This window comes from Mesorhizobium temperatum (assembly GCF_002284575.1).
Lineage (GTDB): Bacteria > Pseudomonadota > Alphaproteobacteria > Rhizobiales > Rhizobiaceae > Mesorhizobium > Mesorhizobium temperatum.
In genome coordinates this window covers 184,496-204,971 of the sequence record NZ_NPKJ01000053.1, presented here as the reverse complement: position 1 = coordinate 204,971, position 20,476 = coordinate 184,496, and the positions used below count along the sequence as shown (strand labels likewise).

Here is a 20,476-nt window from a genome sequence, read left to right as displayed (position 1 = left end):
GCCATTAATTTTTTCGGATCTCGAAAAAATCTGACTTGGCAGTTTTTAAGACAAGATACGCCTCTGGTCAATTCTCCGACAAATCGGTCGCGCGCCGCGAGAACAGCGCCGACAGCGGGCTGTCTGGCCGCGCCAGCGCGCGTTCCGCGGCTAGCGCCCTCGCCAGCGCATGATCGCCGGAACGCAACGCCGCTTCGATCAGCGTCAGGTCGATGACGTCGCGTTGCGCGTGACTGCCACCGAAGCGGTGGGCGATCGCCCGGATGGGGCGTATCAGACGCACCGTCTCGGCATAATTGCCGTCGCCGAATGCCTTGATGGCGAGCGTCAGCGGATGGCCGACGTCTCGCGTGAAGGCGGCGTTGTCGTCGCTGCCGCGCATGGCCTCGCGCTGCGCTTCGAGCAAGGTGCGAGCCGGCGCTTCGAGGCCGGCGCCGACGAAGGCCATCATCGCGTGGGCATCGTTGAAGGCATAGTTGCCGGGGCTGGCCTTGGCCCAATTGGCGGCAAGTGCCGTCCAGCGGGCGCCGACATTGACGCCGCCGAGATGCAGCCGCCACAGGATCGCCGACGCGTCGACCATGTTGAGCACCAGCATCGAACGTTCGCCATAGATCGGCCCGTCATAGAGCGCCAGCACCTCGTCGCTCTCGCCGAGATCATAGTGGAACAGCGCCAGATGCCACCAATTGTGCACCTGCAGAAAACTTTCGTTCGTCCACGCTTCGGGGTTGGCGCGCATCCAAGCGATGCCGTCCCTTTGCCGGCTCTGCATTTCCATGACATGGGCGACGGCGTGCTGCGCCCAGCCGTCGCGCGGCTCGATGTCGACTGCCATCCGGCCAAGCTTTTCGGCGCGCGCATAGTCGCCCATTTCCTCCAGCCCGAACGCCTGCATGCCGAGTATGGCGTGGTAGCCCGGCATGCCGCTCTGCCAGGACGGCAGCGCGCGGCCGATGCGGTCGCGCAGCATGCGGGCATTGCCGGTGAAGAAATCGATCTGGTGCCCGGTCTGCAGCGCCAGCGCATCGAGCGGAAACTCGATGGCGATATCCTCGAGCAGACGGGCGGCTTCATGCCAGCGTCCTGCGGCAAGATGACCGAGCGCTGCGACATGCGCCTGTTCGCGCGTCGTCGCCGCAAGCGGCAGCGCCGCCTCGTGGCATGTCCTGGCCACGGCTGTCGCCTCGCGCTCGGTGGCGAGGCCGAAGAGATAGCCCTTGAACACATGCGCCATGACGAAGCCGGGGTCGTCGGCGATGGCGCGGTCGACCGAGCCGGCCGGATCGCCGATGAAGCATTGCAGCTCGCGCACAGCCTGGCTGTAGGACGAGAACGCGGCCTCGGTCGCACCCGAAAATGTCAGGCCGAATGCATCCCTGACTGCCATGTCATGTCCTCAATTGCCCGAGCGCATCGCTACCGTGGCGATGCCGGCGCCGACCAGCAGCGCGCCGCCGGTGCGGTTGAAGATGCGGATCGCCCGGGGATTCCGCACGACGTTGCGCGCCCTTGCCGCGATCAGCGCGTAGCCGAAGGCATTGGCGAAGGCGAGCGCCAGGAAGGTCGTTTCGAAGATCAGCATCTGCGTCCAGAAATCGGCGTGCCGGTCGAGGAACTGCGGCAGGAAGGCGACGAAGAAGGTGATGCTTTTCGGGTTGAGCGCGGTGACCAGCCAGGCATGCGCCATCATCTTGGCCGAGGACACCGCGTCCAGGCGCGGCTCGGCCTTGAGCGTGCCACCGGCGCGAAACAGCATTATGCCGAGATAGATCAGATAGCCGGCGCCGATCACCTTCAGCACGGTGAACACGGTGGCCGACGCCGCCAGCAGTGCGCCGATGCCCAGCATCGACAGCGTCATCGCCGTAAAATCGCCAAACGCCACGCCGACCGCCATCGGCAGCGCGGTGCGCCAGCCCTGGCCGAGCGCATAGGACACGACCAGAAGGATGGTCGGACCGGGAATGACAAGAAGGATCGTCGAGGCGGCGGCAAAGGCGGCCCAGTTTTCGAAGGACATGTTCGTCTCCTTGAGCTCAAAGAAGAGGATAAATCCTTGGGCTCGCAAAGATGTAAAGGGGCTGCATCGAAAATGTGCGGCGCGACGGCTCGGCCAGGAAGTTAAGGTAGGGCAAGATGTCTTCACGCTTTTTCAACCATGATTGGTGAAAATGCATCCTATCCGGCCGGACCGTGTTTCCCGCCGACAGCGTAGGGTTTGGGTAGATGCGTGAGTTGCCGCAAGGTCTGACGCCGCCGTACGACGGCGACGCCATCGACATCGAAATTTCCGAAAACCAGCTTTCCCGCCGCACGGTGTTGTCCGGCGCCGGTGCGCTGGCGCTACTCGGCGTCGCAGGCTGCAGCCAGACGCTCGACCTGTCGGCGCTGCAACTCGACGGCGTCACAACCGGCGCGATCACCCCCATCCGCCCGAGCATCAGCGTCGACAAGAACATCACCAGCCCTGGTGTGATGTATGCCTCCGTCACCGACGGCGGCTTCACGCTGCCGGAAGTGCCCTACCTCAAGGTCAAGCCGGAGTTCCGCCGCCAGATCGTCGTCGACCCGACCGGCGAGCAGCCCGGCACCATCGTCGTCCATTCGCAGGAGCGGCTGCTCTATCTGGTGCAGCCCGGCGGTGACGCGATCCGTTACGGCGTCGGCATCGGCAAGGAAGGCTTCCGCTGGTCCGGCCGCGCCAACATCCAGTACGGCAAGGAATGGCCGACCTGGAGGCCGCCGGCCGAGATGATCGCCCGCAAGCCGGAACTGGTGAAATGGCAGGCCGGGCAGCCCGGCGGCCTCGACAACCCGCTCGGCGCGCGCGCGCTGTACATCTACCAGAACGGCCAGGACACCGGCTACCGCATCCACGGCTCGCCCGAATGGTGGAGCATCGGCCAGGCGATGTCGTCGGGCTGCGTTCGCCTGATCAACCAGGACATCATAGACCTCTACAGCCGCGTCTCGAGGAAGAACCCGGTCGTCGTCGTCTGACTCTCCCGGTTGTCGTCTGACCTGATAGCGTGGCCGGCGCGGCCGCTCGACTCTCCCGTTGCGTGATCTCGCAAGACAGGCGAATGTGCCTGCAAAGCCACTGCTCGGGAGACGTGAAGCATGTCCGGAACTTTTGTGATCGCGCAAGGCGGCGGTCCGACCGCCGTCATCAACCAAACGATGGTGGGTGCCGCGCTCGAAATCCGCAAGCGGCATCCCGGCGCCAAGGTCCTGGGCTCGATCCATGGTGTGCGCGGCATTCGTGACGGCAACTATGTCGATCTCTCAGCCATTCCGGAGGATCGGCTGCGGCTGATTGCGGCAACGCCGAGCGCCGCGCTTGGCTCGACCCGCGACAAGCCGGATGACGCCTATTGCGAGATCATCCTCAACGGCCTGAAGAAGGCCGGCGCCGACGCCTTCATCTATATCGGCGGCAACGACACGTCGGGCACGCAGCAGATCCTGACCGACGCCGCTGGCGGCAAGATGGCTTTCGTCCATGCGCCGAAAACCATCGACAACGATCTCGAGGAGAACGACCACACGCCCGGCTTCATTTCGGCAGCCGAGTTCGTCGCCGGCGCCTTTCTCTCGGTCGACCTCGACTTCCGTGCTCTGCCCGGCATCTATGTCGGCATCGTCATGGGGCGGCATGCCGGTTTCCTCACCGCCGCCGCCGCCGCATGGCAGCTTGATCCCGACAGCGGCCCGCATCTCGTCTATGTGCCGGAGCGTCCTTTCTCGGCCGCGGCCTTCATCGACGATGTTCGCGCCACGCTCGACCGCCACAAGCGCTGCATCGTCGCCGTGTCCGAAGGCGTCAGCACCGCCGACGGCAAGGCGCTGGTCGAAAGCCTTGTGCCGCCGGAGAAACTGGAGCGCGATGCGCATGGCAACGTCAAGCTGTCAGGCAGCGACCTGCCGGCCGCCCTCGAGCGCGCGCTGGCCGAAGGATTGCCGGGCAAGCGGGCGCGGGTCGATGCGCTCGGCTACATGCCGCGCGGCTATGTCGGCGCCATCAACGCCGTGGATGCACAGGAAGCCTTTGATGCCGGCGTCTTTGCGGTCGCTGTCGCCGAGCAGGGCGGCGGCTCGGTGGCGCTGCAATTTGACGGCAAGAAAACCGTGCTGAACAAGGTGCCGCTGAAAAACGTCGCCGGCAAGACGCGCCACATGCCAGACGATTTCATGCTGCCTGATATCAACCAGCTCTCCGATGCGGGAATGGCCTATCTGAAGCGGCTGGTCCCCGAAAAATATAAGGTTGGAAAACCGTTCGTCTGATGCCGGCCTTTGCCTGATGGATGACTGGTTCAGCAAGACCATCATCGACGCCCAGACAACGGTACTGACCGAGCCGTTCGTGCATGATTTCGTACGCGCCAACATCTGGCATCTGCGCGGCCGCGACGTCGACCTGCTTGTCGACACCGGCATGGGCATCCGCCCGCTGGCGCCGGAGATCGACACGCCTGATGGCAAGCAGCTGCTCGTCGTCGCCACCCACATCCATCTCGACCATGTCGGCTCACTGCACGAATTCCCGTTGCGGGCAGGGCCGAGCTACAGCACCGCGTATTTCGACAGCATGGATGAGGCGGTCACCTACGCCCACATGTTCCACGATCTCGACGGCGCCGTCTCGAAGCTGCCGGCGCCGGGCTGGAAAGCAGCCGACTACAAGATTCCGCCGGCGCCGCTGACGCGGACGCTTGACGAGGGCGATCTGATCGATCTCGGCGACCGGCAATTCCGCGTGCTGCATCTGCCCGGCCATTCGCCCGATTCGATCGCGCTGTTCGATGAGACCGACGGCCTGTTCTTCGCCGGCGACGCCATCTATGACGCGATGCTGATCGACGACCTGCCGGACTCCGACCGATCAGCCTATCGCCGCACCATGCAGCGGCTGCTCGATCTGCCGATCCGCATCGGCCATGGCGGCCATGGCCCAAGCTTCGACGCCAAACGGATGCGCGAAATCGCCAGCGGCTATCTCAGGCGGACAGACGGGATCGGCGCATAAGAGGCTTCGATGGCCGGCAGGACAGAGGCGGGAAGAAATGCGAGCTCGTGATCCCTGTCAGCAATTTTGTTCTTGCTTTGTGCCGGCAACTATGGTATAGATTTTCACATGGTGCAGATCGCGCCAACAACCCGCCGCAAGGCGGGTTTTTTGTTTCAGGGTCGGCGCTATTCCCTTCATCAAGGGCTCGGATCCAGCCATGCATCTGGCGAGCGGGCGACACCCACCCGTTAAATTAAATCTTCGTAATATCATCTGGAAACCTCGATCGCCGCCCTAGATGCGGGGGCTGTCGATCCGGTCGGCTGCCTGCCAGGCGAGGCAATGGAGACGATGTGCAGACGGCATCGGTGGGCGACTCAGACACACCATCCGCACAGCAGGGCCTTCGTGCTCCTGCGATCGGCCTCGGCCTGATGGACGTCACTCCTGATGTCCGACAAGCGATGAATCTGACGCCCGACCAGCGCGGCGCGCTGGTCGAGAGCGTCAATCCTGACAGGACGGCCTCGGCTTCCGGTATCCAGCCCGGCGACATCATCGTCGCCGTCAATCAGGCGCCGGTGCGCAACGCCAGGCAGGCGGACCAGGCGATTGCGCAGGCCGGGAAATCCGGCAAGAAGTCCGTGCTCCTGCTTGTCGAACGCGGCGACGCGCAGATGTTCGTCGCCGTGCCCTTCGCCAATGGCTGAAGCGGGCGCATTGCCGCGAGGTTGCAGCCAAAATTCTGGTTGCCCGCCAGAGCATCTTCGAGAAGACTGGTGAAGGCTGACAGACGGCCTGATATAAACGGATTTCCCGATGGTCACCCGCGGCTTCTCTTCAGGACGAAAGCCCCCGACGGATACGGATGCGCGTATCCCGCCGGGGCAGTATCTCGAGCAAGGGTTCCCGGTGCTGTCGGCCGGGCCGACGCCGCGCGTGCGCACCGAGGACTGGTCTTTCACGCTCAAGCACGGACCGCGGCCGATCAAGAAATGGAGCTGGACAGAGTTCAACGCGCTGCCTTTGACCAAGATGACCCGCGACATCCATTGCGTCACCGCATGGACCAAGTTCGACACGGCGTGGCAGGGCGTGCTGGTCGACGATTTTCTGGCGGATGCCGGCATCGAGCCACCGAGCCCCTTCACGCTGGCGCTGTCCTTCGACGGCTACGCCACCAACGTGCCGACAAAGGATCTCACCGCCGGCAAGGCGATGGTGGCACTGCTTTACGAAGGCAAGCCGATCACGCCGGACCATGGCGGCCCGGCGCGGCTGCTGGTTCCGCATCTCTATTTCTGGAAGTCGGCCAAATGGCTGAACGGGCTGCAGTTCACCGAGCGCGACGAGCCGGGCTTCTGGGAACTGCGCGGCTATCACATCTATGGCGACCCGTGGCGTGAGCAGCGCTATACGGGCGATCCATGAGCGACGGGCCGGCGGCGCAGTCGCCCTGGCAGACGGTCACCATCAGCCGCATCGAAAAGCGCACGCCGCGCGTCACCAGTTTTTTCCTCCAGCCGTCGCGGCCGTTCGCCTATCGTGCCGGGCAGCATGTCGATGTCAGGCTGACGGCGCCGGACGGCTATCAGGCGCGCCGCTCCTACTCCATCGCCTCGGCGCCGGAAGCCGGCGAGACGATCGAACTGGCGATCGAAAGGCTCGATGACGGCGAGGTCTCACCCTTCTTCCACGATATCGCCGCGGTCGGCGACGAGTTCGAGTTGCGCGGACCGCTCGGCGGCCACTTCGTCTGGTCCGACAGCGACGGCGGCCCGCTTCTGCTGGTCGGCGGTGGGTCGGGCGTGGTTCCGCTGATGGCGATGATCCGCCATCGCGCCGCGCGCAGATCGGCGGTGCCCGTGGCACTGGTATTTTCCGCACGGGTCTGGGACGAGGTGATCTTTCGCGACGAGCTGATCGACTTCCACGATCGCCGGGACGGCTTCGATCTGGTGTTGGCGCTGACTCGCGAGCCGGCCCGGCGCCCGGCGGACTATTCGCGGCGGGTCGATGCCGCGATGATGGAGCAATCGATGGTGCGGCTGCCCGCGCCGCCAAGGTTCGCCTTTGTCTGCGGCTCGAATGCCTTCGTGTCGGCCGCCGCTCAGGCGCTGATCGATGCCGGCGTTCCGGGAAGCCTCATCCGCACCGAGCGCTACGGGGTTTAAGCCCCCCGCCGGTTAGGCGTCGATCTCGATCGCCGTCAGCGGCTTCGAACAGCAAGCAAGGATGAAGCCGTCGTCGATCTCGTGATCGAGGATGCCGCCATTGTGGCTCATCTCGACTGTGCCCGAGACCTTTTTCACCTTGCAGGTTCCGCACAGGCCGAACTCGCAGGCTGCGGGAATTCGTACGCCTGAAGCGCGCGCCGTCTGCAGCACGGTCTGGCCGGCAACGCAGTCGGCATCGACATCCGAAAGCGAAAAGCGGATCGGCGTTGCGGCCTCAGTAGGTATCTCGACCCCGCCCTCTGCCGGCCCACCCTCTGCCGGCGAACCGAACGGGGCCGGTGTTTCCTCCACCCCTGGGGCCGCAAAGCTTTCCTGATGATAGTTGGCCATGTCGAAGCCGGCGGCTTCCAGCATCTGCCGCACGGCGCGCATGAACGGGTCGGGGCCGCAGCAGAAAATTTCGCGCTCGCGAAAATCGGGCGCCAGCAGTGGCAGCCGTATCGCGTCGATCCGGCCCATATGGCCGAACCAGCCCTCGCGGCTGGACCGCTCCTCGATCATGAAGCCGAGCGTCAGGCCCGGCATGCGGCTGCCGAGCAGCTCGAGCTCCTTGCGGAAGATGATCTCCTCGGGCTTTCGCGCGCAGTTGACGAAGCCGACATCGGTCCATGGCGCGCAGTCATTCAGCCAGCGCAGCATCGACATCATCGGCGTCACGCCGGAGCCGGCCGAAATGAACAGATACTTGGCCGCGGGATGGCTGTGCAGCGAAAAGTCGCCCGTCGGCCCATAGGCCTTCACGTGAACACCGGGCTTCAGAGTGTCGAACATCCAGCGCGTGCCGAGGCTGCCGGCCTGCGCTTTCACCGTCACCGCGATCGAGAACGGCCGCGATGGCGAGGACGACAGCGTATAGGTCCGCATGAGCGGGCCGTCGGTCGTCGGCAGTTCCAGCGTCACGAACTGCCCCGGTCTGTAGCGGAACCAGGTCTGGTTGTCAGAGCGGAAGGTGAAGGTCTTCACGTCAGGCGCCTCGTCGCTGACGCCGATCACTTCCAGCACCTGAAGCCTGTCGTTCCAGGGCGCCATCTCGTCGAGATGGCGGTAGAGGCCGAGGTCCGTCATCGCATTCATCCCCTTGACCTCGCTCAGGCGACGCTGCGCAATGCCGGCCGGCCGTCCTCGGCAAGGCGCGGCCCGATGAAGGAGGCGTACCATTCGACGAACTGAATGACGCCGCCCTCATGCAATTCCGAATAAGGGCCGGGCTCATAGGCCGGCGACAGGATGCCGAAGGCGTTTTCCTCGACGATGCGGCGGTCCTGGTCGTTGGTCTCGGTCCAGACATGGGTGAGTTCGGCGAGATCGTAATCGACGCCTTCGACCGCGTCCTTGTGGACAAGCCATTTGGTGGTGACGGCCGTTTCCGTGGCGCTGATCGGCAGCACGCGGAAGGTGACGGCATGATCGCCGAGGATGTGGTTCCAGGTCGTCGGATAGTGGTAGAGCAGCAGCGACCCGATACGGTCGGTCGAAACGCTGTCGGAAAGGTTCTTCTTCAGCGCGCGTCTTCCCGTCATCGTATAGCTGACGGCGTCGCGCAGCAGCGGCGCGCGGGTGGCGCGATACTGCCCGGCCGGATCGATGCGGAACTTGCTCGGCAGGCCCGCCGCCTCGCATTTCGCCCAGTGCGCGAGCATCTCCGGATCGCTGTCGGCGCCCTGCACGCCGGTCACGGTCGGCGCTTCAGGGAATGTCTTGCACAGCTCGGGATGGTTGCCGGCGCAATGGTAGCACTCGCGGTTGTTTTCCCAGACGAGCTTCCAGTTGCCCTTCTCGACGATGGTCGATTCGAAGGCGACCTTTGCCTCGCGCAGCCGGTGCGGCAGGAGGTAAGGCTCGATCATGGCGCGCATCGGCGCGAAATCCGCCGGCTCCTTGGCCAGGCAGATGAAGATGTAGCCACTGAGGCTTTCGCAAGCCACCGGCTTCAGACCGAACTGGCTTTTGTCGAAGCCATCCGCCATTTGCCTTGCGAACAAAAGCCGGCCGTCCAGCTCATAGGTCCACTGGTGGTAGGGGCAGACGAGCTTCGCCGCCGTGCCTTTGTCGGCGTTGCAGACGCGGCTGCCGCGATGCCGGCAGGAATTGTGGAACGCATTGATCTTGCCTTGCTGGTCGCGAACCAGCACGACCGGATAGTCGCCGATCTGGGCGGTGATGTAGCTGCCCGGCTTCGGCAACTCGCAATCGTGGCCGATGAACAGCCAGTCGCGATACCAGATCAGCTCCATGTCGAGCTTGAAGAAATCGGGATCGGTATAGAAGGGCTGCTCCAGCGAGTAGCCTTCCCTGCGGCGGTGCAAGAGCCTCAGCATGTCGTTGCGCGCATCCATGTCCTGTCCCCATAGCTAAGGACTGACCTGGTGGTGATGGAGGAAGGATCGCTTGCAGGCCGGCGACAGGGCCGGGCATGCACTATCCACCTCTTGACCGCCCACCGCGATCAGTCGAGTCTAGAAATCTCGGGCTGGTTTCCGGGCTCTGGAGTGTCCTTGCGGACTCATCGCGACACCTTCCCAGGCTTGTGGCCCAGTGGTCTCCCGTTGCGACTTGAACTCCACCACCGTTGCGGGGGCAGCGCCGGGTTCTGACCGGCTTCCCAATTCTCCGCTTCGTCGTCACCAAGCGGCACCTGAGATGGCGTGATCTAATCATGACGGCCGGCTGACTGTCGGCATGAAAGCGACATCGTATCCATGCGGCGCGACACGGCCAGCGAAACCTGTGGGCCGGGATTTGAAGGGGGATGAAATTGCACCCGGCTGCGAGCGCTGCCGGTTCTGAAAGCATGCCGGATTTGACCATTGCAGGGCGCCGAAATGGTTAACGATTCGACAACAACTCAGCACCGGCTTTTTAAGCCGCTTCTAAAATCGAACCGAACGGTTCGTTTCTGTTGACAATGCGTGCATGACGCTGTGAACGCAGGTCCGGCAATCCGTCAAATAGTCGAATGGCGCCTTTGGCATAAGCATCTGAAAACAAAACGTAAAACGATGCCGGTAGAAGCCTCTGGTACAATTTCAAGATGTAGATTCTTGGTCCACACGGAACAACTTCGTGATTGGAATCTGCCGGATGGCCTTCCCACATCGGGGCTGTCCGAACGACGCGAATTCCTCCCAAGACACGCCGCTAGACGGACGGAAAACTAAGATACTGGAGTACTAAAAATGAAAAAGATTGCTCTTACTGCCGTCGCCGTTCTGACCATCACCGGCAGCGCCTTTGCCGCTGGCAGCGACCATTATGGGTCCAACGGCGCCAACCAGCCGGCCGCAGCGGTCGACAGCTCGTACACGGCTTCCATTCAGAAGCCGGCTCACGCTGAAAAGCCCGTCGACCAGGGCGCCGACCGCAATCTTTTCGGCAACAATTAACAGCTGATCCCAGACCATGATCCCGAAAAGTGGAAACCGGTTTTCGGGAAAGATCATGGTCAAACGAGAAGACAGAGCGGCGGCCAGGTCCGCCGCTCGGGATCTGAAAAATTCAGGAGTACTAGAAATGAAGAAGATCATTCTTGCCACCGCCGCCATTCTGGCCATCTCCGGCAGCGCTTTTGCCGGCAGCGACAATTTTGGATCGAACGGCGCCAACCAGCCGGCCGCTGCGGTCGACAACAGCTCGTACACGGCTTCGATTCAGAATTCGGCTTCGGCGCAGAATCCGGTTCCGGCTGACGAGAAGCCCGTCAACGGCAGCGACCGTAATCTTTTCGGCAACAACTAATGTCGATCCCAGCAGCGGCCGCGGCATTGTCTTTTATCAAGACCAGGCCGGCCGCGCTGGTGGAATGCGAAAATCCAGGAGTACTGAAATGAAGAAGATCGTTCTTACCGCTGCCGCACTTTTGATTGCTGCCGGCAGCGCCTATGCCGGCAACGACACCGTTGGCGGAACCGACATCAACAAGCAGGCGACCGTCAACGTCGACAACACGCAGACGTCTTCGGTACGCAATACCGGCTCGCCGGTCTACAAGCTGCTCAATTCCTCGGGCGACGTACAGAAGTCCGCCCCGCAGGGCAGCGACCGGAACTTGTTCGGCCGCTAACAGCGACGAATGCACAAGAGCGGCGGGCTTTGCCCGCCGCTCTTGTTTTTTGCCTTCGCCAAACTGCCTGTCTCCAGCAATCAGGCTGCCGCCCTCAGGCTGCCTTTGCTTCAACCTTGTGGAGTGTGAAGGAATGTCCGTCGGCATCGAAAATATGCAGGTCGCCGGCATCGGCATTCAACCGCAGCGCAGCACCCCGCTTGACCTCGACATTGCCGGGCAGCTTGGTCACCAGCGGCAGGTCGGCGCGGCCGATGTCGACATAGACGAGCTGGACCTCGCCGAGCTGCTCGACATAGTCCACTGTCCCCTCGAAAAGATAATCCGCGCCGGTGGCGATCATCAGATCCTCCGGCCGCACGCCGAAGCTCACCGAAGCGCCCTTCACTGACGCTGGCGTGGCGATCGGCACCGTCGCCTTGCGCCCGCCGACATGACTGACGATGGTCGGGTCGCCTGATTTGTCGATCGTCGCCGGCAGGATGTTCATGGCCGGCGAGCCGATGAACTGGGCGACGAACAGATTGCCGGGTCTCTTGTAGAGCTCCATCGGCGTGCCGACCTGTTCGATATGGCCCTCCTTGAGCACGACGATGCGGTCGGCCAGCGTCATCGCCTCGACCTGGTCGTGGGTGACGTAGATCATCGTTGTAGCGGGCATCGACTCCTTGAGCTTGGCGATCTCGATGCGGGTGGCGACGCGCAGTGCCGCGTCGAGGTTCGACAGCGGCTCGTCGAACAGGAAGACCTTAGGGTTGCGCACGATGGCGCGGCCGATGGCGACGCGCTGACGCTGGCCGCCCGACATCGCCTTCGGCAGGCGGTCGAGATATTTGGTCAGCTGCAGGATTTCCGCCGCTTGGCGCACCCGCTTGTCGATCTCGGCCTTGCTCTCCTTGCCGATCTTCATCGAGAACGCCATGTTGTCGTAGACGGTCATGTGCGGATAGAGCGCATAGGACTGGAACACCATGGCGATGCCGCGCTTCGACGGTGGCACGTCGTTGACCACCTCGCCGTCGATCTTAAGCTCGCCGGAGGTGATTTCCTCCAGCCCGGCGATGGACCGCAGCAAGGTCGACTTGCCACAGCCGGAAGGGCCGACGAAGACGATGAACTCGCCCGATTTTATGTCGAGGTCGATTCCGTGGAGAATGTTGAGATTGCCGTATGATTTCTTCACTTGCCTTAGCGTGACATCGGCCATGATACCCTCCAGTGAATTGCAAATTTAGCTGATACGCCCGAACCAGGCGCCGTAGCCGCCGAGGCGGATAGAGCCGACGCCAGTCTGTCCCGAAAACCCGTGCCCCGGCAAGGGTTGCAGCGAGCGTCCGCCGAGATCGATTTCGGCCGGTCGGCTGCCGAGATTGAAGACGCAGACGATCTGCTCATTGCCCTCGCGACGCGTGAAGGCGACCGTATCGCCCTGGCTTTCGATGAAGTCGATATCGCCCTTGGCCAGCGCCGGATGCAGACGGCGGAAGGCAAGAAAGCGCCGGTAATGTTCGAGCAGCGAGCTGTTGTCGCCCTGCTGCACATCGACCGCTTGCGAAAGGTGCTTGGCGGGCACGGGCAGCCATGGCTTTGCCTTGGAGAAGCCGCCATTGCTGTCGGCGCCATTCCAGACCATCGGCGTGCGGCAGCCGTCGCGACCCTTGAATTCCGGCCAGAAGCGGATGCCGTAGGGGTCCCGCAGATCCTCGAATTGTAATTCCGCTTCGCCAAGACCAAGTTCCTCGCCCTGATAGATGCAGACCGAGCCGCGCAGCGACATCAGCAGCGCCGAGATCACCTTGAGATAAGCGGTCCGGTCAGCCTCGCCCGCCGCCCAGCGCGAGGCAGTGCGCATCACGTCATGGTTGGAGAAGGCCCAGCACGACCAGCCGTCGCTGGCGACCTTGCCGAAGGCTTCCAGCACCGAACGCACCTTTGCCGCGCTGATCTTTTCGGGCGCCAGGAAGTCGAACGAATAGCACATGTGCACGCGCTTGCTGCCGGCAGTATACGCCGCCACCACCTCCAGCCCGCGCTGCGAATCGCCGACTTCGCCGACCGCGGCCGTCGCCGGATATTCGTCGAGCAGGGCACGGAAGCGTTCGAGGAAGCCGAGGTTTTCGGGGCGGCTCTTGTCGTAGAGGTGGTCCTGGTAGTTGTAAGGGTTGACGGAAGGAGCAGTCTGGTCGTTGCGCTGTTCGGGCGGCAGCGGCGGATTGTCCTCCAGCCCCTGGCTGTGGAAGTAGAAGTTGATGGTGTCGAGGCGGAAGCCGTCGACGCCGCGCTCCAGCCAGAAGCGGGTGACATCGAGCAGCGCATCCTGGACCGCGCGGCTGTGGAAGTTGAGATCGGGCTGCTCGGCCAGGAAATTATGCAGGTAATATTGCTGGCGGCTGGTGTCCCACTGCCAGGCCGAGCCGCCGAAGATCGACAGCCAGTTGTTGGGTGGCGTGCCGTCGGGCTTGGCGTCGGCCCAGACATACCAGTCCGCCTTAGGGTTGGTGCGGCTCGAGCGGCTTTCCCTAAACCACGGATGGATGTCGGCGGTATGCGACAGCACCTCGTCGATCATTACCTTGAGTCCGAGCCTGTGCGCCTCGGCGGTCAAGGCATCGAAATCGGCCAGCGTGCCGAACATCGGATCGACGTCGCAATAGTCTGATACGTCGTAGCCGAAATCCTTCATCGGTGACTTGAAGAACGGCGAGATCCAGATGGCATCGACGCCGAGCGCCGCGATATAGGGGAGCCTGCGGATGATGCCCCTGAGGTCGCCGATGCCGTCGCCGTTGGAGTCCTGATAGCTGCGCGGATAGATCTGGTAGATCACGGCACCTCGCCACCAGTCGCGGTCGACGGCGACGTCGGGGCTCAAGGTTGCTTTCACAGCGGATTGCATGATCTCAACCTCCCTTCACCGAGCCGGCGAGCAGCCCGCGGACGAAATAGCGCTGCAGCGAGAAGAACACGATCAGCGGCACGACAATGGTGATGAAAGCCGATGTCGTCAGGATCTCCCAGTCGCCGCCGCGCGAGCCGAGCAACGCGTTGAGCTTGGCCGTCAGCACGATCTGGTCGCCCTCGGTGCCGAGGAAAACCATCGCGACCAGCAGATCGTTCCACACCCACAGAAACTGGAAGATGGCGAAGGAGGCCAGCACCGGGAACGACAGCGGCAGCACGATCTTGACGAAGATCTCGAAATCACTGGCGCCGTCGATGCGCGCCGATTCCATGATTTCGCGCGGCAGGCCGGCAATGTAGCTTCTCAGGAGATAGATGGCGAAGGGCAGGCCGAAGCCGGTATGCGCCAGCCAGATGCCGAGATAGGTTTTCGAGGGCACGCCGAAGAAGCTGCCGACGCCGTTGTAGAGCTTCAGCAGCGGGATCAGCGACATCTGCAGCGGCACGACCAAGAGGCCGATGATGACCGCGATGAGCAACGCCCGGCCGGGAAAGCGCATCCAGGCCAGCGCATAGGCCGCGAATGCCGCGATCAGGATCGGGATGACCGTCGCCGGAATGGTGACGGTCAGCGAATTCATGAAGGAGCGGCCGATGCCTTCCGAAAACAGCACCGTATTGTAATTGTCGGTGGTGAATTTCGGCGGCGCCGACGAGGCGTAGTAGACGCGCTGGCCGCGCTCGCCCTCGAAGGGCTTGGTTGAGGTCATGACGAAACTGCCGTCGGCGTTGAGCTGCAAGGTCTCGCCGTCGCCGAGATCGGCTGTCGTGCCGGCGGGATACTGCGTCGGCGCCGACGACTTGACGCCGAAGGCGCTGATGTCGCGGGCCGGATCGTCGCCGAAGATGTTGCCCTCGAGGACGAACTTGCCGTCCTTCTCGACTTGCGCCGAGGCGGGTGGCAGCCGGCCCGCTTCCGTCTGGGTGGAACTGGCGAACGAGTTCCACCAGCCCGAGGCGATGATCTGATCCTTGTCGCGCAGCGATGAGACGAGAATGCCGAGCGTCGGCACGGTCCAGATCGCGACGAAGATGAAGACAGCGATATGGACGCCGAAACGGCTGGCAAAGGACTTTCCGGTCGCCACGGCCATATCAATGTCCTCCCGTCTCTTTGTTGGCCTGGCGGATGTTCCAGACCATGATCGGAATGACCGCGATCATGATGATGATGGCGATGGTGGCACCGCGGCCGAAATCGCCGCCGCCGCGGAACATCCAGTCGAACATCAGGTTGGCCAGCACCTGGCTGTTCCATTGGCCGTTGGTCATGGTCAGCACGATGTCGAAAACCTTCAGCACCAGGATGGTGATGGTGGTCCAGACGACGGCGATCGTGCCCCAGATCTGCGGCACCATGATCTTCCAGAAGATCTGGAACGGATTGGCGCCGTCGATCACGGCCGCTTCCAGCGTCTCTTCGGGGATACCCCGCAAGGCAGAGGACAGGATGACCATGGCAAAGCCGGTCTGGATCCAGATCAGGATGATCATCAGGAAGAAATTGTTCCAGAACGGCAGCGATATCCAGACCTGCGGGTGGCCGCCGAAATACTGGATGATGGCGTTGAGCAGGCCGATCTGCGTCTGGCCCGCGCCGCGATACTCGTAGATGAATTTCCAGATGACGCTGGCGCCGACAAACGAGATGGCCAGCGGCAGGAAGATGAGGCTCTTGGCGATGGTGCCCCACCAGATCTTGTCGGTGAGGACGGCGATGATCAGCCCGAGGAAGGTGCAGGCGGCAGGCACGACCGCCAACCAGATGATGTTGTTGAGGATGGAGTTGCGGAACTCGCGGTCGCCGAACGCCCATTCATAGTTGGCGAAGCCGACGAAATTGGCGCCACCGCGATCGAGGAATGACAGCCTCAGCGTCTCCACGACCGGGTAGATCAGGTAGATGGTGAGGATGATCATGGCCGGGCCGACGAACAGCCACGGCCGGATCATCCCCTGCCGGCGCAGATTGTCGATGGCCGCAGCACCTGCAACGCCGCGCGACGGGAACATGATGTCCACCAGCTTGTTGGCGCCCCAGAAATAGGCGACGCAGCCGCCGACGCCGACGATGATGACTGTTATGGCCGAGAAAATCTGAGCCGCCACGGGTCCCTCCCTCTGCGCATGATCCGCCAGTCGAGAATGGCTTTGGCTACGGGAATCATGGGCCGATTCAGTTGTTTGGAACGCGACCGGATGCAAGGCAGGGTTCTACTCTTGCTGGTCGCGCGTCATGCCGGAATGTGCTCGTAAAAATTGCGCAACGCGGGCCGCCGGTCGGATCCGGCCTTGAGGCCCGGATCCATTCAGGATCGGTAGTCCGCACGTTCAGCCGGGGCCGCCTACTTGATCGCGTCCCAGCTCTTCTGGATGTCGGTGGCGACATCCTGGGCGGACTTGCCGCCGACGAGATCGATCATGCCGGTCCAGAAGGCGCCGGCGCCGATCTTGCCCGGCATCAGGTCGGAGCCGTCGAAGCGGAAGGTCGAGGCTTCGGCAAGGATCTCGCCCTGCTTCTTCAGCGCGTCGCTGGCATAGGCGTCCTTGTTGACCGATTTGAGCGGCGTCACGAAACCGCCCTGGGCCATCCAGATCTCATGGGCGAGCGGCATCTTCAGGAATTCGATGAAGGCGCGCGCGGCCTTGGAGTCCTTGGTGATCATGGCCAGCGTGCCGGCGCCGAGCACCGGGGTGCCGAGGTCGGGCTTGGAAGCGTAAGGTGGGAAGTAGAAGAAGTCGGCGTCCTGGCCGATCTCGGTGCCTTCGGGGAAGAAGGTCGGGATGAACGACGCCTGATGGTGCAAATAGCATTTCGGCGGCACCGAGAAGAGGCCCTTCGGGCTGTCGCGGAAATCGGTCGCCGCCACAGCCTTGGCGCCGCCGTCGACCATCTTGTCGTCGGTCGCGATCTTGCCGAAAATGTCGATGGCGTTGACCACCGCCGGATCGCTGAACGGTATCTCGTTCTTCACCCACTTGTCGTAGGTCTCGGGCGTCTGGGTGCGCAGCATGATGTCCTCGACCCAGTCGGTCGCCGGCCAGCCGGTGGCGCCGCCCGAACCGAGCCCGATGCACCATGGCGTGCCGCCGTCGGCGATGATCTTCTTTTCGAGCTCGGCGAGCTCTTCCTGCGTCTTCGGTACCTCGTAATCGGCTTCCTCGAAATTGTCCGGCGAGTACCAGACCAGCGATTTCACGTCGGCCTTGTAGGGGAAGGCGAAGAAGCCCGGCTTGCCGTCCTTGTCCTTGAAGGTGCCGAGATCGACCCATGACTGGCCGGCGCCGTAATTGTCCTTGATCCAGTTGGCGGTGTCGTCGCCGAGCGGCGTCAGCAGGCCCTTGGACGCCAGGTCCTGGATCAGGCCCGGCTGCGGCAGCACGGCGATGTTGGGCGGGCTGCCGGCCTGCGTGTCGATGACGATCTGCTGTTCGTAATTTTCCGACGAGGAGTATTTGATCTGGGCGCCGGTGGCCTCCGAGAAATAGTCGAGAACGGTGCGGATGAGGGCTTCGTCCTCGCCGCGCCATGGTCCGAAGATCGACAGCGTCTCGCCCTTGAGGTCGACCTTATTGAGTTCTTCGTAGTTCGCCCAGTTGAAGCGGGGGTCCTCGCCCGGCTTGAACTTCAGTTCGGCTTGCGCCGGCGCGCCCAGGACGAGCGTGACAAACGCGGCGCCCAGCAGAAGCATTTTCTTCATCGGTATTCCTCCCAGTGGTCACGAACACTCGAACGAAACCTCCATTCCGTCCGCCGACGCTGCAGGACTGTGACTCAGTCGGAAAGGAACCGCAACCTTTCGAAGAGCCTTCCAAAGCGCTTTGGTTTTTTCGATCACGCCATGAAATTGATCAGGAGTCAAGAGGGCGAGGAGGCTAATCGATTTAGTTCCCGCGATTTTTGAGCATATAAAGTGCGCTGCAGCATGCTTTTTGAGCGATGCAGCAGTAAATTTTGCTTTAAACTGGTCAGAAACGGTGCTTATGGTCTTTACATGCAGCAGCGCTGCCAGTGGCGGCCGGCAATCCATGGTTAAAAGCGCTTTGAGGCTTGGAGGCCTCCAGTGAACCTCAAACAGCTCTCCCACATGCTGGCACTTTCGCAGACAACGGTAAGCCGCGCGCTGAACGGCTACCCGGAAGTCAACGAGGAAACGCGCCGGCGGGTGATCGACGCCGCCAAGCGCCACGGCTACCGTCCCAACCCGAGCGCGCGCCGGCTGGCCACCGGCAAGACCGGGATGATCGGCTATGTCTTGCCGACCGGGGCGGCCGTCGACATCGACCCGCATTTCGTCGAATTCCTTTCCGGTCTCGGCGACTACGCCCGTTCGCACGAACTCGACCTGGTGCTGTCCCCGGCCGATGCCGACGACCAGGAGACCACCTATCGGCGCATCGTCGCCAACCGGCAGGTCGACGCCGTCTATATCTCGTCGCCGAGGCCGGCCGATCGGCGGGTGGCGCTGGTCAGCACGCTCGGCATCCCCTTCATCGTCCATGGCCGCAGCGAAGGCCTGGATTTCGACTACCCCTTCACAGACATCGACAATGAGGGCGCCTTCCACGAAGCGGCACGGCTGCTCGTCCAGCTCGGTCACCGGCGGCTGGCGCTGATCAACGGCGACGACCGCGAGACCTTCGCCATTCACCGCGAGCGTGGCGTGCGCCGGGCGCTGGCGGCGAGCGGCTTGGTGCTTGGCGAAGGCCATGTCTGTTCCCTCGCCATGACCGAGGAGAACGGCTACCGCGCCGCCAGGCGCTTGCTTGAGCAAAGCGATGCGCCGACGGCGATCGCCTGCTCCAGCCTGATCATGGCGCTCGGCGTCGTGCGCGCGGTGCGCGATCTCGGCCTGACCATTCCGGGCGACCTGTCGCTGATCGCCCATGACGACGTCTTCCCCTGGCTGAAGCCGGAGAATTTTTCGGTGCCGTTGTCGACGACGCGTTCGTCGATCCGTTTGGCCGGCGCGCGCATCGCCGAGCGGCTGGCTGCACGGATTTCCGGATTGGAGGAGGGCGCCCGCGGTGAAGTCTGGCCGGTCGATCTGGTGATCAGGGGATCGGTCACCGGAGCCCCAGCATAAGGGTCAAAACCCAATCATTCTGAGTGACCGAGTTCGACCCGTTGACGACCTTGGGCGTTGCAGACTTGAACCTCCAAATCGAGGTCGGGAACTTGACCTTCAGCGCAAGAGCATTCGGGAGTGCGCTCGCGTGAGGTCATTCACCACATTTGGCGGCGACCCGCAGATGCTTTTCGTGTTATGATGGGCTTGCAACGCGCGCAATCTCGACCTCGGCAATATGGCAGAGGTCGAAAACTATTGCCTTGGCACAGGAAGCTTTCGCCCCAGCACTTGATCGCCTCCGAAACGCTGGGTGTGCTGCTTTCCCTGACTGATGCGGGGCGAGGAGGTTGTCTATGTCCACGAGTAGTGTTGACCGCCCGCTGCAGCCGGGCGACCGGGCACCGAATGTTGTGCTCAATGCGATCTCACGCGAAGGCAAGATCGCGCTCGATGATTTTCGAGGCCGTAGCCCGTTGTTGATCGGTTTGTTCCGAGGCCTGCACTGTCCGTTCTGCCGGCGCCATGTCGCGGCGATGGCGCAACTCAAGCCGGCCCTGCGTGAGAAAGGCGTCGAATGCCTGGCGGTGGTCAATACGCCGGTCGAGCGGGCGCGGCTCTATTTCCGTTACCACCCGGCACCCGATCTTCTCGCCGCATCCGACCCGGAGCGGGCCTCGCACCGTGCTTTCGGCTTGCGCGAGGTTGGGATGGACACGGTCATGGCGATACGGATCCACCTCCCGGGCGAGTTGCCCGAGCCTATGGACGTCATGGCAATGAACGAGTTCCTCAACAAGAAGGAAGGATATGAGATTACGGAAGCCGATCAGCAGGCGATGGTGGCTTCCCGCCAGGGGCAGCTTGTCGGTCAGTTCCTAATCGACCGGGCGGGCATCGTACGCTGGAACTTCACTGAAGTTCTGGAGGATGGCCTCAACACCTTCAGAGCGCCGAATCCCGAGGAATTGATGTCGGCAGCTTCCCAAGTTGCACATTAATAGGCTGCGGAAATGGGCTGCTGAAAACTCGCTCGACGGCCACCGTCCTGTGGTGATTCTTTGGATTTAACAATCATCGAAATGCTCAGCGCGGGAGGCTAAGGTCTGCCCGTGGGCTTCGTAGCGATTTCGAT

20 protein-coding genes and 1 riboswitch are annotated in these 20,476 nt (G+C 62.7%); of the genes, 11 read left to right on the top strand and 9 right to left on the bottom strand.

Annotated features, from left to right (window positions below):
- Nucleotides 1–67 precede the first annotated feature (67 nt).
- Both CIT26_RS18830 and CIT26_RS18825 read right to left on the bottom strand, forming a co-directional pair.
- On the bottom strand, nt 68–1,390 hold the full coding sequence (locus CIT26_RS18830; RefSeq protein ID WP_095493958.1) for a tetratricopeptide repeat protein: 1,323 nt from the start codon (nt 1,388–1,390) through the stop codon (nt 68–70).
- Between the two features lie 9 nt (nt 1,391–1,399).
- Nucleotides 1,400–2,023: a LysE family translocator gene (locus CIT26_RS18825; RefSeq protein WP_095493957.1), complete on the bottom strand. Its 624-nt coding sequence runs from the start codon at nt 2,021–2,023 to the stop codon at nt 1,400–1,402.
- Nucleotides 2,024–2,229: 206 nt separating this feature from the next.
- Here CIT26_RS18825 and CIT26_RS18820 point away from each other — a divergent pair, with 206 nt between their 5' ends.
- From CIT26_RS18820 to CIT26_RS18795, 6 genes are all read left to right on the top strand, one after another.
- Nucleotides 2,230–3,003, top strand: coding sequence for a L,D-transpeptidase (locus tag CIT26_RS18820; RefSeq protein ID WP_095493956.1), 774 nt, complete (start codon nt 2,230–2,232; stop codon nt 3,001–3,003).
- A 120-nt stretch (nt 3,004–3,123) separates the two neighbouring features.
- On the top strand, nt 3,124–4,290 hold the full coding sequence (locus tag CIT26_RS18815) for a diphosphate--fructose-6-phosphate 1-phosphotransferase (RefSeq protein WP_095493955.1): 1,167 nt from the start codon (nt 3,124–3,126) through the stop codon (nt 4,288–4,290).
- Nucleotides 4,291–4,306: 16 nt separating this feature from the next.
- Nucleotides 4,307–5,032 (top strand): MBL fold metallo-hydrolase, encoded by a 726-nt coding sequence (locus CIT26_RS18810; RefSeq protein WP_095493954.1) that lies wholly within the window; start codon nt 4,307–4,309, stop codon nt 5,030–5,032.
- A 350-nt stretch (nt 5,033–5,382) separates the two neighbouring features.
- Nucleotides 5,383–5,724, top strand: coding sequence for a PDZ domain-containing protein (locus tag CIT26_RS18805; RefSeq protein WP_342587021.1), 342 nt, complete (start codon nt 5,383–5,385; stop codon nt 5,722–5,724).
- 109 nt (nt 5,725–5,833) lie between these two features.
- Entirely contained in the window at nt 5,834–6,445 is a 612-nt protein-coding gene (locus CIT26_RS18800) for a molybdopterin-dependent oxidoreductase (RefSeq protein ID WP_095493952.1), read from the top strand.
- Complete coding sequence (locus tag CIT26_RS18795) at nt 6,442–7,188, top strand: FAD-binding oxidoreductase (protein WP_095493951.1); 747 nt, start codon at nt 6,442–6,444, stop codon at nt 7,186–7,188. The genes CIT26_RS18800 and CIT26_RS18795 overlap by 4 nt, the downstream gene beginning before the upstream one ends.
- Before the next feature lie 12 nt (nt 7,189–7,200).
- Here the strand turns inward: CIT26_RS18795 and CIT26_RS18790 are convergent, their stop codons facing one another.
- Both CIT26_RS18790 and CIT26_RS18785 read right to left on the bottom strand, forming a co-directional pair.
- Nucleotides 7,201–8,316, bottom strand: a complete 1,116-nt coding sequence (locus CIT26_RS18790; protein ID WP_095494143.1) for an FAD-binding oxidoreductase — start codon at nt 8,314–8,316, stop codon at nt 7,201–7,203.
- A 23-nt stretch (nt 8,317–8,339) separates the two neighbouring features.
- Nucleotides 8,340–9,587: an aromatic ring-hydroxylating oxygenase subunit alpha gene (locus CIT26_RS18785; protein WP_095493950.1), complete on the bottom strand. Its 1,248-nt coding sequence runs from the start codon at nt 9,585–9,587 to the stop codon at nt 8,340–8,342.
- 115 nt (nt 9,588–9,702) lie between these two features.
- Nucleotides 9,703–9,905, bottom strand: a riboswitch (cobalamin riboswitch).
- A gap of 522 nt (nt 9,906–10,427) precedes the next feature.
- Between CIT26_RS18785 and CIT26_RS18780 the strand changes: the two genes are divergently transcribed.
- The 3 genes from CIT26_RS18780 to CIT26_RS18770 all read left to right on the top strand — a co-directional run bounded on the left by CIT26_RS18780 (nt 10,428) and on the right by CIT26_RS18770 (nt 11,311).
- The gene (locus CIT26_RS18780; protein WP_095493949.1) at nt 10,428–10,634 is read left to right on the top strand and encodes a DUF680 domain-containing protein; all 207 of its coding nucleotides are present in this window, start codon (nt 10,428–10,430) and stop codon (nt 10,632–10,634) included.
- A gap of 127 nt (nt 10,635–10,761) precedes the next feature.
- Complete coding sequence (locus CIT26_RS18775; RefSeq protein WP_095493948.1) at nt 10,762–10,986, top strand: DUF680 domain-containing protein; 225 nt, start codon at nt 10,762–10,764, stop codon at nt 10,984–10,986.
- Nucleotides 10,987–11,074: 88 nt separating this feature from the next.
- A complete protein-coding gene (locus tag CIT26_RS18770) occupies nt 11,075–11,311 on the top strand; it encodes a DUF680 domain-containing protein (RefSeq protein ID WP_095493947.1) in 237 nt (78 codons plus the stop codon).
- Nucleotides 11,312–11,405: 94 nt separating this feature from the next.
- Here CIT26_RS18770 and CIT26_RS18765 read toward each other — a convergent pair whose 3' ends face one another.
- The 5 genes from CIT26_RS18765 to CIT26_RS18745 all read right to left on the bottom strand — a co-directional run bounded on the left by CIT26_RS18765 (nt 11,406) and on the right by CIT26_RS18745 (nt 17,973).
- Entirely contained in the window at nt 11,406–12,518 is a 1,113-nt protein-coding gene (locus tag CIT26_RS18765) for an ABC transporter ATP-binding protein (protein WP_095493946.1), read from the bottom strand.
- Between the two features lie 24 nt (nt 12,519–12,542).
- Nucleotides 12,543–14,207, bottom strand: coding sequence for a beta-galactosidase BglA (bglA, locus tag CIT26_RS18760; RefSeq protein WP_095493945.1), 1,665 nt, complete (start codon nt 14,205–14,207; stop codon nt 12,543–12,545).
- A gap of 4 nt (nt 14,208–14,211) precedes the next feature.
- Complete coding sequence (locus CIT26_RS18755; RefSeq protein ID WP_095493944.1) at nt 14,212–15,366, bottom strand: carbohydrate ABC transporter permease; 1,155 nt, start codon at nt 15,364–15,366, stop codon at nt 14,212–14,214.
- Nucleotide 15,367: 1 nt separating this feature from the next.
- Nucleotides 15,368–16,381: a carbohydrate ABC transporter permease gene (locus CIT26_RS18750; RefSeq protein WP_095493943.1), complete on the bottom strand. Its 1,014-nt coding sequence runs from the start codon at nt 16,379–16,381 to the stop codon at nt 15,368–15,370.
- Between the two features lie 236 nt (nt 16,382–16,617).
- Nucleotides 16,618–17,973 carry an ABC transporter substrate-binding protein gene (locus CIT26_RS18745; RefSeq protein ID WP_095493942.1) on the bottom strand — a complete coding sequence of 452 codons (1,356 nt, stop codon included), beginning with the start codon at nt 17,971–17,973 and terminating at the stop codon, nt 16,618–16,620.
- A gap of 363 nt (nt 17,974–18,336) precedes the next feature.
- Between CIT26_RS18745 and CIT26_RS18740 the strand changes: the two genes are divergently transcribed.
- Together CIT26_RS18740 and CIT26_RS18735 are read left to right on the top strand one after the other, a co-directional pair.
- The gene (locus CIT26_RS18740; RefSeq protein ID WP_095493941.1) at nt 18,337–19,359 is read left to right on the top strand and encodes a substrate-binding domain-containing protein; all 1,023 of its coding nucleotides are present in this window, start codon (nt 18,337–18,339) and stop codon (nt 19,357–19,359) included.
- A 338-nt stretch (nt 19,360–19,697) separates the two neighbouring features.
- Nucleotides 19,698–20,342 (top strand): peroxiredoxin-like family protein, encoded by a 645-nt coding sequence (locus tag CIT26_RS18735; protein ID WP_095493940.1) that lies wholly within the window; start codon nt 19,698–19,700, stop codon nt 20,340–20,342.
- Nucleotides 20,343–20,476 lie beyond the last annotated feature (134 nt).

Bases quoted from the DNA above. Each gene is read 5' to 3' on its own strand.
- CIT26_RS18830 (WP_095493958.1), bottom strand. From the start codon at position 1,390: ATGGCAGTCAGGGATGCATTCGGCCTGACATTTTCGGGTGCGACCGAG.
- CIT26_RS18825 (WP_095493957.1), bottom strand. From the start codon at position 2,023: ATGTCCTTCGAAAACTGGGCCGCCTTTGCCGCCGCCTCGACGATCCTT.
- CIT26_RS18820 (WP_095493956.1), top strand. From the start codon at position 2,230: ATGCGTGAGTTGCCGCAAGGTCTGACGCCGCCGTACGACGGCGACGCC.
- CIT26_RS18815 (WP_095493955.1), top strand. From the start codon at position 3,124: ATGTCCGGAACTTTTGTGATCGCGCAAGGCGGCGGTCCGACCGCCGTC.
- CIT26_RS18810 (WP_095493954.1), top strand. From the start codon at position 4,307: ATGGATGACTGGTTCAGCAAGACCATCATCGACGCCCAGACAACGGTA.
- CIT26_RS18800 (WP_095493952.1), top strand. From the start codon at position 5,834: ATGGTCACCCGCGGCTTCTCTTCAGGACGAAAGCCCCCGACGGATACG.
- CIT26_RS18795 (WP_095493951.1), top strand. From the start codon at position 6,442: ATGAGCGACGGGCCGGCGGCGCAGTCGCCCTGGCAGACGGTCACCATC.
- CIT26_RS18790 (WP_095494143.1), bottom strand. From the start codon at position 8,316: ATGACGGACCTCGGCCTCTACCGCCATCTCGACGAGATGGCGCCCTGG.
- CIT26_RS18785 (WP_095493950.1), bottom strand. From the start codon at position 9,587: ATGGATGCGCGCAACGACATGCTGAGGCTCTTGCACCGCCGCAGGGAA.
- CIT26_RS18780 (WP_095493949.1), top strand. From the start codon at position 10,428: ATGAAAAAGATTGCTCTTACTGCCGTCGCCGTTCTGACCATCACCGGC.
- CIT26_RS18775 (WP_095493948.1), top strand. From the start codon at position 10,762: ATGAAGAAGATCATTCTTGCCACCGCCGCCATTCTGGCCATCTCCGGC.
- CIT26_RS18770 (WP_095493947.1), top strand. From the start codon at position 11,075: ATGAAGAAGATCGTTCTTACCGCTGCCGCACTTTTGATTGCTGCCGGC.
- CIT26_RS18765 (WP_095493946.1), bottom strand. From the start codon at position 12,518: ATGGCCGATGTCACGCTAAGGCAAGTGAAGAAATCATACGGCAATCTC.
- bglA (WP_095493945.1), bottom strand. From the start codon at position 14,207: ATGCAATCCGCTGTGAAAGCAACCTTGAGCCCCGACGTCGCCGTCGAC.
- CIT26_RS18755 (WP_095493944.1), bottom strand. From the start codon at position 15,366: ATGGCCGTGGCGACCGGAAAGTCCTTTGCCAGCCGTTTCGGCGTCCAT.
- CIT26_RS18745 (WP_095493942.1), bottom strand. From the start codon at position 17,973: ATGAAGAAAATGCTTCTGCTGGGCGCCGCGTTTGTCACGCTCGTCCTG.
- CIT26_RS18735 (WP_095493940.1), top strand. From the start codon at position 19,698: ATGTCCACGAGTAGTGTTGACCGCCCGCTGCAGCCGGGCGACCGGGCA.